This is a genomic window from Streptomyces sp. NPDC104814, from assembly GCF_055583185.1.
In genome coordinates, this window is the sequence record NZ_JBVJOL010000001.1 from 2,001,506 (window position 1) to 2,016,997 (window position 15,492).

The window sequence follows — 15,492 nt, forward strand, 5'->3', positions numbered from 1 at the left end:
GCCGTCCGTCCAGCGCAGCACGGCCGCTGAGCTGGGGCCGTCGCGAAGAACTACTTCGGGTTCGTCTACAACACCAACCTGCTTCCCAAGGCCCCGAAGACCTGGCAGGACCTGCTGGACCCCACGTACAAGGACAAGCTCCCGTACTCCACCCCGGGCGTCACCGGGGACGGCACCGCCGTCCTGATCAAGGCCATGCACGACTTCGGCGGCAAGCAGGCCGCCCTGGCCTACCTGTGCCGGCTTTCCAGGCCAACAACGTCGGCCCGTCCGCGTCCACCGGCAAGCTCGCGCCGAAGGTCGACAAGGGCGAACTCCTCGTCACCAGCGGCGATGTGCAGATGAGAACCGGACGTCGCTGAGCAGCGCCGCCTAGCCGAGCGCCTCGACCGGCCGGATCCGCACCGCCCGCCGGGCCGAGAGCCGGCACAAACGCCCGCCGGGCCGAGAGCCGGCTCACCGCCCGCGGGGCGGCACAACGATGCGGCCTGAGCGAAAGGTCGGCCTCCGACTCCGCGCCCGGCGCACGGTGCACCTGCGTGCAGCTAGGTGCACAACAACTTGCTGCACACGGCACAGGTGGCGAGCTCTCTCGCGTATCGGGCACGGTGATGCGTGTGCTCCCTGGGCGATCGCCCACACGGCGGGGCGACCGTCACCGACGCGGTCAGCCTTCCCGAGGAGCGCACCGGGGGAGCCGACGACGTCCCGCCCGCATCATTCGTTGCCGACGTACATGTGTGTACCGAAACAGGATGAATCGAGGAACGATGCAGAGTCTGCACCTGCCGGCCAGGGAACGAACCGGCTCCGTGGCGCAGCGGTTACCGCCGAACGGCGTGGGCGGGCGACACCGCGCCCATGCGGCCAGCACTCCCCACGAGGTGTTGCGCACGGTGCCGTTGACGGCCGCCGCGGCGCGTTCGGTTAATGCCGGACGCCTGATGACCCGTAGCGTGCTGAAGGGCGACGACGACCGTCTGCTCGTCGTCGTCGGGCCGTGCTCGATCCACGACGTGGACGCCGGCCTGGCGTACGCCAGGTCGCTGAGCGAACTGGCCGCCCGCCTCGCCGACGACCTGGCGGTCGTGATGCGGGTGTACGTCGAGAAACCGCGCACCACCGTCGGCTGGACCGGGCTGCTCGCCGACCCGGCGCTGGACGGCAGTCTCGACATCGACCGGGGACTGCGCACCGCCCGGGCGCTCATGCTGGAGATCACCGAGATGGGGCTGCCCGTCTCCACGGAGTGGCTGAGCCCGGCGGCGCCGGCCTACCTTGCCGACCTGGTCGCCTGGGGAGCCATCGGCGCACGGACCGTGGAGAGCCAGGTCCACCGGCAGCTGGCCAGTGGTCTGCCCATGCCCGTGGGCATGAAGAACGGCAGCACCGGTTCGGTGCGCGTCGCCGTGGACGCCGTCCGTTCCGCGGCGGCCCCCCACGCCTACCTCGGCTTGGGGCAGGACGGCAGGCCGGTGACCCTGCGCACGAGCGGCAACTCCGACTGCCACGTCATCCTCCGGGGTGGTTCGGGCCGGCCCAACTACCGTGCCGAAGACGTACGCGGAACGGTGGAAATGCTGAGGGCGGCCGGGCTGCCCACCGGCCTGATGATCGACGCCAGTCACGGCAACAGCGACAAGGACCACGAGCGGCAGGCCGTGGTCGCCCGCGAGATAGCAGCGCAGGTGGCGGCCGGCGACGTGGACATCCGCGGCGTCATGCTGGAGGGCTTCCTGGTCCCCGGACGTCAGGAACCCGGCCTCGGCGGGCTCGTCTTCGGCCAGAGCATCACCGACGCCTGCATGGGGTGGGACACCACGGTCGACGTGCTGCGCGATCTCGCGGCGGCGGCCCGCAGGCGCCGCGCCGTGACGGCCGCCGCACGCTGATGCGCTCGTCACACACCTCGTGCCGGCTGCAAGGAACAGGAGAGTGAGCGTGCTGGACATTCCCGCGCTGGGACCGGCCGGCCCCTACCGGACGCGGAAACGCACCACCGTGGAGGACGCCTCGGGCGTTCCCGCGCTCGAACTGGCATCGGTTCCCGGGCTGGTCGTCTCCCACTGGATCGACCAGCTGCGCGCGACCGCGCCCCTGCCCGTGGCCCGGGCCGCGGCCGTGCTCGGCGAAGCGGCCGACGTCTTCGAGGACCAGGAGATCCTCGGCGACGACCTGGCGGCCCACGAGCGACGTGTCGCCGTACTGACGGGTACGCCCGTCGCGGTCGTGCGCGAGTGCGACCGGCTCATCACGTCGGCCCTGCGTGACGCGGCGCGTACGACGTCCTCGGCGCGGCCGTCGGGCTGTCTGCCGGCCGGCTCCGCCCTGACCGACGCACCGGCGGCGGGCGCCGCCTGGTGCCGCGTCGGTGACGTCTTCGCCGTGCACGCGGCCGGTAACAGCCCGGGCGTGCACGCCATGTGGCCCGAAGCGCTCGCGCTCGGCTACCGGGTCGTCGTCCGCCCCTCCAACCGGGACCCGCTGACCCCCCTCCGCCTGGTCGCCGCGCTGCGGCAGGCAGGACTGCCGGCCGGGCAGCTCGTGCTGGCACCCTGCGACCACGCGACGGCGCAACTGATCGTCGACCGCGCCGACCGGGCCGTGGTCTACGGCGGGCAGGCGGTCGTCGACACCTACCGAAACCGCGGTGACGTGAAACCGCAGGGCCCGGGCCGCTCGAAACTGGTCGTCACCGCCGACGCGGACCGGGACACCGGCCTCGGGCTCGCCCGCACGGGTGCGCTCTACCACGCGGGGACCGCGTGCACCGCGACCACGGGCGTACTGGTCGAACACGACGCGGCGGGGTTCGCCGCGGAGCTCGCCGCCGCCCTGGCGACGGTGGCACCGGCGCCGCCCACGGACGACGCGGCCCGCCTGCCGTGCATGCCGCAGGCGGACGCGGAACTGATGGTGGCGGCGGTGCTGGACCGTGCGAAGGACGCGGTCGTGCACCTGGCCCCGAGAGTGGAACGGCTCGGCGGGGAGGGCTCGTTGTCGGCAGTGACGCCCGCCGTCGTGGAACTGGCGTCCGCGAAGGACCCGTTGCTGTCGTACGAAGTGCCCTTCCCCTGCGTGTGGGTCGCGCCCTTCGAGCGCGGCACCCTCGACGTCCTCGAAGACTCCCTCGTGCTGGCACTGCACACCCGGGACCGGGACCTGCACGCCCGGGCACTGGAACTGCCCTCCGTCTCCAACGTGTACGCCGGCAGGCCGACTTCCTGGCTGCACCCCGACGTACCGCACGACGGCTTCCTCGGGGAGTTCCTGATGCGCGCCAGGGGCCTGGCCCACGCCGACGAGAAGAGGAGTGACACGTGAAGATCAATTCCAGGAGCGGCCTCGACTTCATGGAACGCATACAGCAGGAGGTGACCGCGCGCCGCCGCGCCTCCCGCTCCGACGAGGCCTGGTACACGTCCAAGCTGGACGCGGTCTGGGACCGAGCCCGGCACACCTCCGCGTACGCCTCGCTCGGCGCGTTCTCGATGCGGGCGTTCAGGGACCTGCCGGCCACCTCCAAGGACGACCTCAAGGCCCGGCCCCTGGACTACCTGCGGGTACCGGTCGACGCGGGTCTGAAGTACTACCAGACCACGGGCACGACCGGCGTGCCCACGCCCACCCCCCGCACGGCCCGGGACATGATCGCCAACACCGTCTCGGTCGCCGAGGCCTGGCGCACGATGCTGGCGGACGGCGGTCACCGCGCGCTGATCCTGCTGCCCTCTGACATCGTGCCGGTGGCCGACCTCATGGTCGGCGTCTGCGAGTTCCTCGGCGTGCCCCACGCCAAGGCCTACCCGTACACCACGGGGATCTCCGATTGGGACCGCATCATCGGACTGTGGGAGGTGCTCCGGCCGACGGTGCTGTTCGTGGCGCCCGGCGTGCTGCTGGAGTTCTCGCAGGTCCTCAAGCGGCGCGGTCTGCTGTCCCGGATGCGCGAGTCCGTCGAACTCCTCATGCTGCTCGGTGAGGTCAGCACCCCCGAGCTGCGCGCGATGGCCGGCCAGTGGTGGAACGCGCGCGCCTACGACGCGAGTTACGGCAGCACCGAGAGCGGCACGCTGGCCGCCTGCTGCGCACAGGACCGGCTGCACCTGCTGCGCGGCGCCAACTACTTCGAGGTCGCCGACGAGAACGGCATCGTGCCCGCCGAGGCGGGCCGCGAGGGCCGGCTCGTCGTCACCCCGCTCAACAACGACGCCCGCCCCCTGCTGCGCCTCGACATGGGCGACGAGGTGTCCCTGTCGGGCGGCTGCCCCTGCGGTGACGACGCGCCGGTGGTGACCGTGCACGGCCGCGGCACCGACGGTACGGACATCAAGGGCAGCCGGGTGCGCACCCGTGACCTGGAGAGCGTCGTCTACGCGAACCGCGACGTCATGGGCTACCTGATCGAGATCGCCGAGGACGGGACGTGGGCCAGGCTGCTTCTGGAGCGGGACCCGGGCACCGACCGGGACGCCGAGCCCGCGAAGAACGAACTCATCCAGCGGCATACGGGCGAACGCCTCGGCTTCCGCTGGGACGAGGTCCGGTTCGTCAACCGGCTGCCCGCGACGACGAAGAGCGGTGGTTCGCAGAAGAGCTGGAAGCGCTCCAACTTCCGGGTCGTCACCGAGGGGGTGCCGGTATGACGTACGAGACGTTGCGGCAGTCGTCCGGCACCGTCTCCGGTGAGTCCGACCTGTGGTGCACCTATGCGGCCGTGCGCACCCTCGCCTGGCTCGGCCGCACCGGCGACCTGCCCTCACCCGGGACCGTCGCCTCGTTCCTGGCATCCCGGCAGAACGCCGACGGCGGATTCGCGTGGTCGGCGGGGATGAGCTCCGACGCCTGGGCGACGTACTACTGCACCCAGGCCCTGGCCGACCTGCCCGAGGGCAGCCGCGGCACGCACCGCGCGTCGAGTTCCGACTGGGTGCGCAGCACCGCGCACCCGGACGGCGGGTTCGCCATGACACCCGGCCAGGCGTCGGACGTGTGGGCCACCTACTACGCGGTGCGCACCCTGGTGGAGATCTACCGCGAGCGCCCGCCCGAGGGCCTGACCGGCTGGCTGGCTGCGCTGCAGGCCGCGGACGGCGGACTGGCCTGGAGCCCTGCCCACGCCAAGGACGGCACCTCCGACGCGCGAGCCTGCTACTACGCCGTCACCGCCTGGAGCACGGCCACCGGCGGACACGGTCAGCTGCCGTGGGACCGCGAGCGGCTCGTGAACTGGCTCAAGGACCGGCAGAGCCCGGCCGGCGGGTTCACCTTCCAGGCGGGCGACGGGACCGACTGCCTGTGGGCGACGTTCCGGGCCGTCAGCGCCCTGAGCCGCCTCGGTGAGGCTCCGCGGGACCGCGAGGCATGCGTCGCCTGGATCCGGGCCCGGCTGCACCCCGGCGGGTCCTTCACCCGGTGGCCCGGCTATCCCGTGACGGACGTGTGGGCCGCGTTCTGCGCGGTCGGGGCCCTGCGGGAACTCGGTGCCGCACTCGACGACGTCGCCGACGGGGTGGTCGGCACGCTCCTGGCCTTCCGCACGGCGCAGGGCGGCTTCACGTACCGCACCCCCGAACTCGCCTCGGACGTCCTCACCACCTCCGCGCACCTGCTGGCCGGGCGTCTCACGGGCACTGCGGCACGCCAGGCCCTGGACTGGACCGAGAGCTGCATGCTGCCCAACGAAGACGGCATCATGTACATGCCCGGACGGGGGAGTGAGGTGCGGTGCACCCTGTGGGCCCTGTCGGCCGGAGCCTTCGCGGACGACGCCCCGGCCCGCACCAGGATCGCGCGCTGGCTCACCGGCGCCATCCAGAACCCCGACGGTGGCTTCGGCTACTGGGAGGGCCGCGCCTCCGACATGGTGTCGACCAGCTCGGCCGCCGAGATCCTCCACCACAACGGAGGGACCGGTGTCGCCGGCTCCCTGCGCGGCATCGCCGCGTACGTGGCCACGTGCGAGACCGCTCCCGGCAGCTACGCCAACGTGCCCGGCGGACGGCCCACCCTGCGGGCCACCTTGCAGGCCCTGCGGGCGCTGCGGCGGGCGGCCGGCGCCGACGCCGACCACGTCCGTGCGGCCCTGGACCGGCACCGGGTGCGCGGCGGCGGTTACGCGGACACGGGCAGCCGGGTCCCGGACCTGCTGAGCACCTACGAAGCCGTGCTGACCGCGGACACGTTCGGCATCGACTGGGACGCCGGTCACCTGACCCGCTTCCTGGACAGCGTGCGCACGGCGGACGCCGGGTTTGCCTGGACCCCGCTGATGCCGGCGAGCGGCGGCCCGCTCGCCGACTGCCTGGGACGGCGACTCGAACTGCGCCTGGCCCCCGAACGGCACCCGCTGCCGCCGCTGGCCCTCTCGTGAAAGGCACACGGCCTTGCCGACCGTCGAAGTGACCAGCAATCCACTGACCCCCTCCACACGCCTCAGGGCCGCGCTGCGCCTCACCCGGTTCATGGCGGCACACGGTTCGGACCCCGCACACGTCGTGGTCAGCTTCCGCACCGCCGAACCCATGGCGTACTTCGCCGGCGGCATGCCGCTGACGACCTACGAGGACGGCACCGGCCCCGAGCGGACGGCCCGCTGGGCGTCCGTCGTGTGCCACATCCACCCCGACCGCGACCACGACTACCGTGCCCGGCTCGCCGACGAGATCGCGCAGGCGCTCGGCGTCGACCCGGACGCCGCCCACCTGACGGTCCACTTCCGGCCCACGCGGCCCGACCACGTGTTCTACCTGCACGACGGTTCCCTGACCAGCGCCGGCCCGGTACCGGCCGGACGCGACCAGCAGAAAGGACTCCAGCATGCCCGCCCCTGAGCAGACCGACATCCAGGCCCGCGTCCGCACCCTCCTCGAGAAGCGCTTCGGCGACGCCGCCCGCACGCTGCCCGCGGACGCGGACCTGTCCGGCGCGCTGCCGGGCTTCGACAGCCTGGCGGCCCTCGAGTACGTCACCGCCGTGGAAGGCGAGTTCGGCATCGAGGTCGACTTCGTGGGCGACGACGTCCGCTACTGGTTCAGCACCCTGGACCGGACCGCCGCATACGTCCGCGAGTGCGCCGAGGACCAGGCAGCATGACAGGAACGGCGACCCGTGCCGGGGGACGGCGGGCCGGGGCCGGCGACGTGCCCTTCGACACGTCCGGCAGCACAGGAGCCGCGCGCCGCTGGTACCGGTCGCCCCGGCAGATGGAGCGCGAGGTGGAGCTGATCGGCACTCACCTCGTCGGGCCGGTGGACCAGGTCATCACCTACGCCCCTCCGCAGCACGTCTTCGGCGCTCTGTTCGGCCAGTGGCTGCCGCGCACGGCAGGCATCCCCGTCCACCAGGCGTGGACCGACCCGTTCGCGCCTCTGCCGGTCCGCTCCGGCGCACGGGTCCTCGTCGTCTGCGTCCCGATGGCCTGGAACCTGCTGCACCGCGCTTGGCCGGCGCTGGAGGGTGCCCGCTCGGTCGTCGCCCTGCACAGCTCGGCGGCACCACCGCCGGCGGCCCACCGGCTCGTCGGCCGGGCCGCCCCCCTGCTGCGGGCCTGGGAACTCCTCGGGTCGACGGAGACCGGAGGCATCGCCCACCGGCCGGTCACCCCCGAGGGAAGCGGCGAGGCTCCCTGGCAGGCACTGCCCGACGTGACCCTGCTGCGGGACCCCCGCACACCGCAGGGGCACCCGCACGAACTGGTCGTCCGCAGCCCCCGGCTGGCCCGTCCCGAGGGCGGGAGCCGCCCTCCCGCCCGGTGGGCCACCGGCGACCTCGTCGAGTTCACCGGTGAGCGGGCCTTCCGGCTCGTCGGACGCAGCAGCTCCTTGATCAAGGTGAACGGCATCAAGGTCCATCTGACGCGCCTGGAAGAACAGTTGAGGATCCGTCTGCCGCACGCGGACTGCGTCGCGCTGCCACTGACCGGCGACCCGCTCGCCGGGGAGGGCTACGTCGTCTTCTGGGCCGCCCGGCGCAGCGGAGTGGACGAGGCGGACATCCGCGCCGCGCTGCGGGACTTCCCCAGTCCGTCCCGGCTCGTGGACCTGGCGGCCGTACCGAGGACGGCCAGCGGAAAACCGGACCGGGCCGCTCTGCTCGCGACGCTCCGGTCCCGGTCCGCATCCCCGCAATGACCCCAGTTCAGCTTCTGACCACATGTCATCGGAGGATTCACTCTGTCCAGGTTGATCGTGGTGACCGGCGCGAGCGCCGGCATCGGCAAGGCGACGGCGAAGCGGTTCGCCGAGAACGACGACAAGGTGCTCCTGATCGCCCGGCAGGAGAAGCGGCTCACCCGGACGGTGGAAGAGATCCAGGCGAGCGTGCCTGGAGCCGACGTCGAGCCACTCGCGCTCGACATGGCCGACCCCGCCTCGGCGGACGTCCTGCGCGACCACGTCACGTCGACGGGAATGCCCGTGGGGGGACTGCTGTGCTGCGCGGGCGCGGTACCGCCGTCGCCGGACACGGACGCCGGCGACGTGGAGCCGGTCCTCACGGAGTGGCGCGACGCGTACCGCTCGAACGTCCTGACGGCCGTCGTCGCCGTGGAATCACTGATTCCCCTGATGGCCGACGGCGGCGGCATCGTCCTCTACAGCTCCGTCGCCGCCTACCGGGGATCGGGCGGGACGGGCGGCTACGGCGCAGCGAAGGCCGCCCTCCACTCGTACGTCCATCTCCTCGCGACGCGCCTGGGACCACGGGACATCAACGTCAACGCCATCGCACCGGGTTACGTGGCCGGCACCGACCTCTTCGGCGACGGCCTTCCCGCGGCCCGGGAGGCGATGCTGGTCCGCCAGACCGCTCTGGGCCGTGCGGGCGATCCCGCGGACATCGCGGAGCTCGGCTTCTACCTGTGTGGGCGGCCCGGCGGCTACATCACCTCGCAGATCGTCCAGATCAACGGCGGTGCACAGCACGGCGTCTGACGCCTCGCGACGTCCCTGGCACCGCCCCCCCCGACACCCGACCACGACCGAGAAAGCACGGTGACCACCATGAACGCGCGCGAACAGGCCGACGCGCACGTCCGCGCCATGATGCGCTGGCACTTCGACCCGGAGACGGGCTCCCGGTACTGGCTGCAGCGCCGCGACCAACTGGGTTTCGACCCCGTCGAGGAGGTGCGGTGCGTCGACGACCTGCTGAAGTTCCCCAACCTCGTGGACGACCTCCGCGACGTCCCCATCGAGGACCTGATCCCGCGCGGCCTGGACGCCACCGAGAAGGTGTTCGCCGTGTACGAGAGCGGCGGCACCACGGGAGCGCCCAAACGCTTCGTGATGTTCGAGGGCTGGTTCGACCGGTACATGCAGTGGGAGAACTCCCACTACCCGGACGACGGGACGGGGCACACCCTGGCCGTGGCGCCCAGCGGTCCCCACATGCTCGGCGAGTACTCCCGGCGGATCGCGCAGGCCAGGGGCGGTGTCCGGTTCTCCATCGACCTGGACCCGCGCTGGGTGAAACGCCTCATGGCCGCCGGTGACACCGCCGGCGCCGCCGCCTACGTCGAACACCTCGTCGACCAGGCCGAACTGGTCCTGAGGTCCCAGGACATCGCCTTCCTGGTCACCACACCCCCGCTGCTCGCCCGTATGGCCGAACGGCCCGCGGTCCGCGCGCTGATCCAGGAGAAGGTGCGCCTGGTGCTCTGGACCGGCGCGCACATGGATCCCGACACCCTGGACTACCTGTCCACGGAGTTCTTTCCCAAGGTGCGGTTCCGGGGGTCGTACGGCAGCACGTCCGTGCTCAGCGGCACGGTCCAGCGGCCCGACCCGGAGGGCACGGGGGAGACGGTGTTCGACTCGTACGCCCCCTACGTCCTGTACCGGGTGGTGGACCCGGCCACCGGCACGCCGGTCCCGTACGGGTCGGAAGGAGCCGTGGTGATGAACTACCTCACCGAGTACGGCCTGGTGCCCAACAGTCTGGAGCGGGACCTGGCCACACGGGTCCCCAGCCCCACGGGCGCCGGGGACGCCCTGCGGAACATCCATCCCGTCGCCGAGGTGGACGGCCAGAAGATGATCGAGGGCGTCTACTAGGGACGCCTCCCGACTGCGGAGAGGAACAGAACCGATGGCGCACACGCCCACGGTCCCTCACCTCGAGATCGACGGAACGGGCCTGTCGCCCCGCGCCGTCGCTGCGGTCGCGCGCCGTGACGACCGCGGGACACGGGTGGTGCTGAGCGAAGCGGCCCTCAAACGGATGCACGCCTCCGTCGGCCTCAAGGAGACACTGCTCGCACAGGAGATCCCCATCTACGCCGTGACCACGGGGTTCGGGGACAGCTGTGTCCGGCAGATCTCGCCGGACAAGGCCCACGAACTCCAGCGCAACCTGGTGCGGTACCACCTCAACGGCGTAGGTCCGGCCGCCGTGCCGGCCGTCGCCCGGGCGGCGATGCTCATCAGGGCCAACGCGCTGGCCAGGGGAGTCTCGGCGATCCGGCCGGAGGCGGTGTCGACGCTCCTGGAGTGCCTGGAACGGGACATCCTGCCCCTGATCCCCGAACGCGGCTCGGTCGGCGCCAGCGGCGACCTCGTCCCCCTGTGCTACCTGGCCGCGACACTGATCGGCGAGGGACAGGTCCTGCACCGCGGCACCGTACGACCGGCGCTCGACGCCCTGCGCGACGAAGGCGTGGAACCGTTGCGGCTCGCGCCCAAGGAGGGCATCGCGCTGGTCAACGGGACCGCCTTCGCCACCGCCTACGCCGTCCTGGCCGCCGCGGACGCCCGGGAGCTGGCCTTCACCGCCGAACTCGCGACGGCCATGACGCTGGAAGCGCTGCACGGAAACGCGTCCGCACTGCACCCCTTCATCCACGACAACAAACCCCACCCCGGCCAGGTCCGGGCCGCCGAAACCGTCCGCACCCTGCTGACCGGATCGCGGCTGGCCACGTCCTTCGACGACATCCTCATGCGCCGCCGCAGACTGGACGGCCGCAGCTACCTCCAGCTCAACGAGCGCATCCAGGACAAGTACTCGGTGCGCTGCGCCCCCCAGATCATCGGAATCGTCCACGACACGCTCGACTGGGCGGACGACTGGCTCGGCACCGAGATCAACTCCGCCAGTGACAACCCTCTCTTCGACGTCGAGGACTCGGGCCTCCACCTCGGCGGCAACTTCTACGCCGGCCACGTCGGGCAGGCCATGGACAGTCTGAAGACCGCCGTGGCCAATCTCGCCAACCTGCTCGACCGTCAGCTGGCCCTCGTGGTGGACGAGAAGTTCAACGAGGGGCTGCCGCCCAACCTCGTGGTGGCGCGCCGTGCCGACGACCCCGAGGCGGGCCTGCACCATGGGTTCAAGGGCATGCAGATAGCGGCCTCGGCCGTCACCGCAGAGGCTCTCAAACAGACCGGGCCGGTGTCGGTGTTCTCGCGCTCGACCGAGTCGCACAACCAGGACATCGTCAGCATGGGCACGATTTCGGCGCGTGACGCGCGCACCGTCAACGGCCTGGTCCGCGAAGTGGCGGCCATCCACCTGCTCGCCCTGGCCCAGGCGGTCGAACTGCGCGGCGTCGACCGGGCGTCACCGGCCGTCCGGGCGGTGCACACGCTGATCAGGGAGCACAGCGCCTTCGTCTCCCACGACCGCCGGCTGGACGGGGACATCGCGGCGGTGAGCCGCCTGATCGAGACGGGGGCCCTGCGGCGCGCCGCGGGGTTCGCCGACGACGACCCTCTCCGAGACGACCGCAGCACCGCGCCGGGCGGTGCCTGACCCAGGAGATTTCACATGACCAAGCGTAGGTTCGCCCTCCTCGGTGCCGTCGGCACCGCCGTACTGGCCCTCGGGGCGTCCTGTGTGCTCACCGTTCCCGCGCGGGCCACGTCCGGCAGGACCATCGACCTGGCCATAGGCAACGACGGCGTCGTGCAGACCGACGTGGGCACCCGCGGACTGAGCGTCGGAGACGAGTTCGTCTACGCCGACAAGCTGTTCCGCGACGGCAAGCAGGTCGGCGAGGACGGCAGTTCCTGCCAGGTGACCAAGCTGGACGGCGCGAAGATCACCACCAACTGCGTCCTGTCCGTGCGGCTGCCGGACGGACAGCTCACCGCCCAGTCCCTGTGGACCAAGGGCAGCGACACGGTACGGATGGCCGTCACCGGCGGCACCGGCGCCTACCGCGGTGCCACCGGCGAACTGACCTGCAACGACATCCAGACCCCGCACGAGACCTACCACATCGTGCTGGACAGGTGAGCGTCATCGCGGCGCCGCCGGCGTCACCGCCCGGGCCGCTCGGAGTACGCCGCTTCCCTGGGGCTGGCCATGTCCAGCAGCAGCATGGCGTCGTGGTCCGGGGTGCCGGGCATCGCCTGGTAGGTGACGAGACGCTGGCCGTTTGTACGGAAGATCGCCATCACCTCGAAGTGCAGGCACATCGCCCCGACCTCCGGATGCTGGAAGTGCTTCTCGCCGCCGCTTCGCGCCTGGACGTCGTAGCGCTCCCACAGGCGCGCGAACTCCGGGCTCTTGACGACCAGTTCGCCCACCAGCTGGGCCAGCTCCGGCATGTCCGGGTCGGCACCCGCCATCGCCCGCAGATGGGCGGCACTGTGCGCCGCCATCCGCTCCCAGTCGCGGTACAGCTTGCGCCCCATGGGGTGCAGGAACATGTAACGGGTGATGTTGCGGCGCTCCGGCGGCCAGTCGGTGATGCCGGGGAAGAGGCGCAGCCCCGGCCGGTTGGCGGCCAGCAGACCGTTGACGCGGCTCACGACGTACGCCGGTGCCGGGCGCAGCGTCTCCAGCAGAACGCGGACCGACTCCCGCACGGTGTGCACCGGGTCGGGGGACGGCGCCGGAGCCTGCCCCGCCGCGAGCGCCACCAGCTCGTGCAGCCGTTGCAACGCGTCACCGGACAGCCGCAGCGCCTCGCCGAGCGCGGTGACGACGGCGGGCGACGGCCGTGTCTCACGGCCACGCTCCAGTCGCGTGTAGTAGTCGACGCTGACCCCGGCCAGCGTCGCCAGCTCCTCGCGGCGCAGTCCCGGAGTACGGCGGATGCCGGTACCCGCCGGCAGTCCCACGTCCTCCGGCCGGACCTGGCCCCGCCGGGCGCGCAGAAAGCGTCCTAACTCCGTGCCTTCACTCATCCCCCCATTGTCCCAAACGGTCCCGCCGCGAGGGGGGCCGTGTCACAGCCAGGAACACCGTTCCCCCGCACAGCGCGGTCTGCCGGGGGCCGCACGGGCCGGGAAAGCTGTGGTTCACCTGTTTGTTTCCGTCCTTCAGCCGTACGGCGCCGACTCCTGCTCCCGCAGGGCGGCGCAGTGAGGAGCAGTGCACGATGAGCTTGACGCGATCCGGGGAAGGCGCCGGACCGGCCAGCGGTGAGCGGGTCCCGAGCGGCCCGGATGCGACCGGTTCCACCACCGCGGCTCTCGTGGCCGCCGTCCTCGGCTTCTTCGTGATCACACTCGACGTCTCCGGCGTCAATGTGGCGCTCCCCGCCGTGGGAGACGACCTCGGTGGGTCCCTGTCGGGCCTGCAGTGGGTCGCCGACAGCTACACCCTGATGTTCGCGGCGCTGATGCTCTCCGCGGGCGCGCTGTCGGACGCGGTGGGCGCGCGCCGCGCGTACGGCTGGGGGCTCGCCGTCTTCACCCTCGCCTCGCTGGCCTGCGGTGTGGCGCCGACGCTCGGGGCGCTGACGGCGGCGCGCGTGGTGCAGGGGAGCGCGGCCGCCGTCATGGTGCCCACGTCGCTCGCCCTGATCCGCCAGGCGTTCCCCGACCCGCAGGCGCGGGCGCGCGGCATCGCCCTGTGGACGGTGGGCGGCGCGATCGCCATCGCCGCGGGGCCCCTCCTGGGCGGACTGCTCACCACCGAGTGGAGCTGGCGTGCGGTGTTCTTCCTGAATGTGCCCGCCGGGATCGCCGGGTTCCTGATCCTGCTGCGGGCCGCGCCCTCCCCCCGGCACCCGGCCGTGTTCGACCCGCCGGGGCAGCTGACGGCGGTGGTGACGCTGGCCGCGCTGACCTTCGCCGTGATCGAGGGCGGTCACGACGGGCTCACCGGCACCGTCCTTGCCGCGGCCGGAACCGCCGTGCTGGCCGCAGCGGGCTTCGTCGCCGTGGAGGCACGGCGGCGCACCCCCATGCTGCCGCTGGAGCTGTTCCGGCAGCGCGGCGTCAGCGTGCCGGTCGTCGCGGGCTTCGCCTGCAACGCCGCCTTCTACGGTGGAGTGTTCGTGCTGAGCCTGTTCTTCCAGGAGCAGCGGGGGCAGTCGGCGTTCTCGGCCGGGCTGATGTTCGTCCCGATGGCCGTGATCACCGCCCATTTCAACTACTTCTCCCCACGCGCCGTCGACCGCTACGGCCCGCGCGCGGTGATCGTCGCGGGGCTGCTGGTCGGCATGGCCGGCTGCTGCGGCCTGGCCGCCATCGGCGCGGGCACACCGTGGTGGCTGATCGCCCTGCCCATGGTGCCGCTGGGCATCGGGGGCTCTCTCGCCATGCCGGCGCTGACCTCCCTGATGCTCGACAGCGTCGCCGCCGAACGGGCCGGCACGGCGGCGGCGCTGCTCAACACCAGCCGCCAGACGGGCGGAGCGCTCAGCATCGCCGTCTTCGGTGCGCTCCTCGCCGGGGACTTCATGCCCGGCATGCGGGAGAGTCTGCTGCTGGCCGCCGCCCTGCTGGCGGCCAACGCGCTCGGCGCTGCCCTGCTGCTGCCGCGTCGATGAGCCGACGGCGGTGCGGCCCCGGTGAACACGGCCGCACCGCCGCCCCTTCGCCCCTCGGACGGGCGGTGCCACATATCCCGGCGCCGGCGCCCACGGCTCGCCGTGCGGGCCTCGGGCCTCCCCGGCGGACGGCCCACACCGCAGCAACGGGCCGGCGGCCGACCACGTGGACATGCCGGCACCGACCGGACCGACAGCCGATGCGGCGCTCAGCGGATCACGAGATGCCGTAGGTACGAGCGGACGTTGCGGCGGGTCTCGGCCACGCTGTCGCCGCCGAACTTCTCCGCCACCGCGTCCGCGAGGACGAGCGCCACCATCGCCTCGGCGACGATCCCGGCGGCCGGAACCGCGGAGACGTCGGAGCGCTGGTGGTGGGCCTGCGTGGCCTCGCCGGTGGTGACGTCCACCGTCTGCAGGGCGCGCGGCACCGTCGCGATCGGCTTCATCGCGGCCCGCACCCGCAGCAGCTCACCCGTGGTCAGACCGCCCTCGGTGCCGCCGGCGCGGCCGGAGACCCGGCGGATGCCCTCGGGCGTGTTCACGATCTCGTCGTGCGCCTTCGAACCCGGCACCCGGGCCAGCTCGAAGCCGTCACCGACCTCCACACCCTTGATCGCCTGGATGCCCATGAGCGCGCCGGCCAGCCGGGCGTCCAGCCGGCGGTCCCAGTGCACGTGCGAGCCCAGGCCCACCGGCACCCCGTAGGCCAGCACCTCCACCACACCGCCGAGCGTGTCGCCGTCCTTGTGGGCCTGGTCGACCTC

General features: G+C 72.2%; 14 protein-coding genes and 1 pseudogene. 13 read left to right on the top strand and 2 right to left on the bottom strand.

What is annotated here, in order from left to right:
• Positions 1-36: 36 nt before the first annotated feature.
• From ACZ64A_RS08400 to ACZ64A_RS08455, 12 genes and pseudogenes are all read left to right on the top strand, one after another.
• Positions 37-344 (top strand): annotated as a pseudogene (locus ACZ64A_RS08400) (extracellular solute-binding protein); the annotation flags it as partial.
• Between the two features lie 426 nt (positions 345-770).
• Positions 771-1,892, top strand: a complete 1,122-nt coding sequence (locus ACZ64A_RS08405) for a 3-deoxy-7-phosphoheptulonate synthase (RefSeq protein ID WP_469808995.1) — start codon at positions 771-773, stop codon at positions 1,890-1,892.
• 49 nt (positions 1,893-1,941) lie between these two features.
• Positions 1,942-3,324, top strand: a complete 1,383-nt coding sequence (locus ACZ64A_RS08410; RefSeq protein WP_469808996.1) for an aldehyde dehydrogenase family protein — start codon at positions 1,942-1,944, stop codon at positions 3,322-3,324.
• Positions 3,321-4,646: a phenylacetate--CoA ligase family protein gene (locus tag ACZ64A_RS08415; RefSeq protein WP_469808998.1), complete on the top strand. Its 1,326-nt coding sequence runs from the start codon at positions 3,321-3,323 to the stop codon at positions 4,644-4,646. The genes ACZ64A_RS08410 and ACZ64A_RS08415 overlap by 4 nt, the downstream gene beginning before the upstream one ends.
• Positions 4,643-6,373, top strand: coding sequence for a prenyltransferase/squalene oxidase repeat-containing protein (locus ACZ64A_RS08420; protein ID WP_469808999.1), 1,731 nt, complete (start codon positions 4,643-4,645; stop codon positions 6,371-6,373). Before ACZ64A_RS08415 ends, ACZ64A_RS08420 begins: the two co-directional genes overlap by 4 nt.
• A gap of 13 nt (positions 6,374-6,386) precedes the next feature.
• Positions 6,387-6,833 (top strand): hypothetical protein, encoded by a 447-nt coding sequence (locus ACZ64A_RS08425; protein ID WP_469809000.1) that lies wholly within the window; start codon positions 6,387-6,389, stop codon positions 6,831-6,833.
• A complete protein-coding gene (locus ACZ64A_RS08430) occupies positions 6,820-7,095 on the top strand; it encodes an acyl carrier protein (RefSeq protein WP_469809001.1) in 276 nt (91 codons plus the stop codon). The genes ACZ64A_RS08425 and ACZ64A_RS08430 overlap by 14 nt, the downstream gene beginning before the upstream one ends.
• Positions 7,092-8,132, top strand: coding sequence for a class I adenylate-forming enzyme family protein (locus tag ACZ64A_RS08435; RefSeq protein WP_469809003.1), 1,041 nt, complete (start codon positions 7,092-7,094; stop codon positions 8,130-8,132). The genes ACZ64A_RS08430 and ACZ64A_RS08435 overlap by 4 nt, the downstream gene beginning before the upstream one ends.
• Before the next feature lie 57 nt (positions 8,133-8,189).
• Complete coding sequence (locus tag ACZ64A_RS08440; RefSeq protein ID WP_469809106.1) at positions 8,190-8,933, top strand: SDR family NAD(P)-dependent oxidoreductase; 744 nt, start codon at positions 8,190-8,192, stop codon at positions 8,931-8,933.
• A 69-nt stretch (positions 8,934-9,002) separates the two neighbouring features.
• Positions 9,003-10,055: an AMP-binding protein gene (locus ACZ64A_RS08445; protein ID WP_469809004.1), complete on the top strand. Its 1,053-nt coding sequence runs from the start codon at positions 9,003-9,005 to the stop codon at positions 10,053-10,055.
• A 34-nt stretch (positions 10,056-10,089) separates the two neighbouring features.
• Positions 10,090-11,751 (top strand): aromatic amino acid lyase, encoded by a 1,662-nt coding sequence (locus ACZ64A_RS08450; RefSeq protein WP_469809005.1) that lies wholly within the window; start codon positions 10,090-10,092, stop codon positions 11,749-11,751.
• Between the two features lie 15 nt (positions 11,752-11,766).
• Positions 11,767-12,237, top strand: a complete 471-nt coding sequence (locus tag ACZ64A_RS08455; protein WP_469809006.1) for an allene oxide cyclase barrel-like domain-containing protein — start codon at positions 11,767-11,769, stop codon at positions 12,235-12,237.
• A 23-nt stretch (positions 12,238-12,260) separates the two neighbouring features.
• Here ACZ64A_RS08455 and ACZ64A_RS08460 read toward each other — a convergent pair whose 3' ends face one another.
• The gene (locus ACZ64A_RS08460; RefSeq protein WP_469809007.1) at positions 12,261-13,133 is read right to left on the bottom strand and encodes a helix-turn-helix transcriptional regulator; all 873 of its coding nucleotides are present in this window, start codon (positions 13,131-13,133) and stop codon (positions 12,261-12,263) included.
• Between the two features lie 194 nt (positions 13,134-13,327).
• On the opposite strand from ACZ64A_RS08460, the gene ACZ64A_RS08465 reads away from it, so the two are divergent.
• Positions 13,328-14,725: an MFS transporter gene (locus tag ACZ64A_RS08465; protein ID WP_469809008.1), complete on the top strand. Its 1,398-nt coding sequence runs from the start codon at positions 13,328-13,330 to the stop codon at positions 14,723-14,725.
• Positions 14,726-14,934: 209 nt separating this feature from the next.
• Here the strand turns inward: ACZ64A_RS08465 and aroC are convergent.
• On the bottom strand, positions 14,935-15,492 hold a 558-nt coding region (gene aroC, locus ACZ64A_RS08470), incomplete at its 5' end, for a chorismate synthase (RefSeq protein ID WP_469809009.1).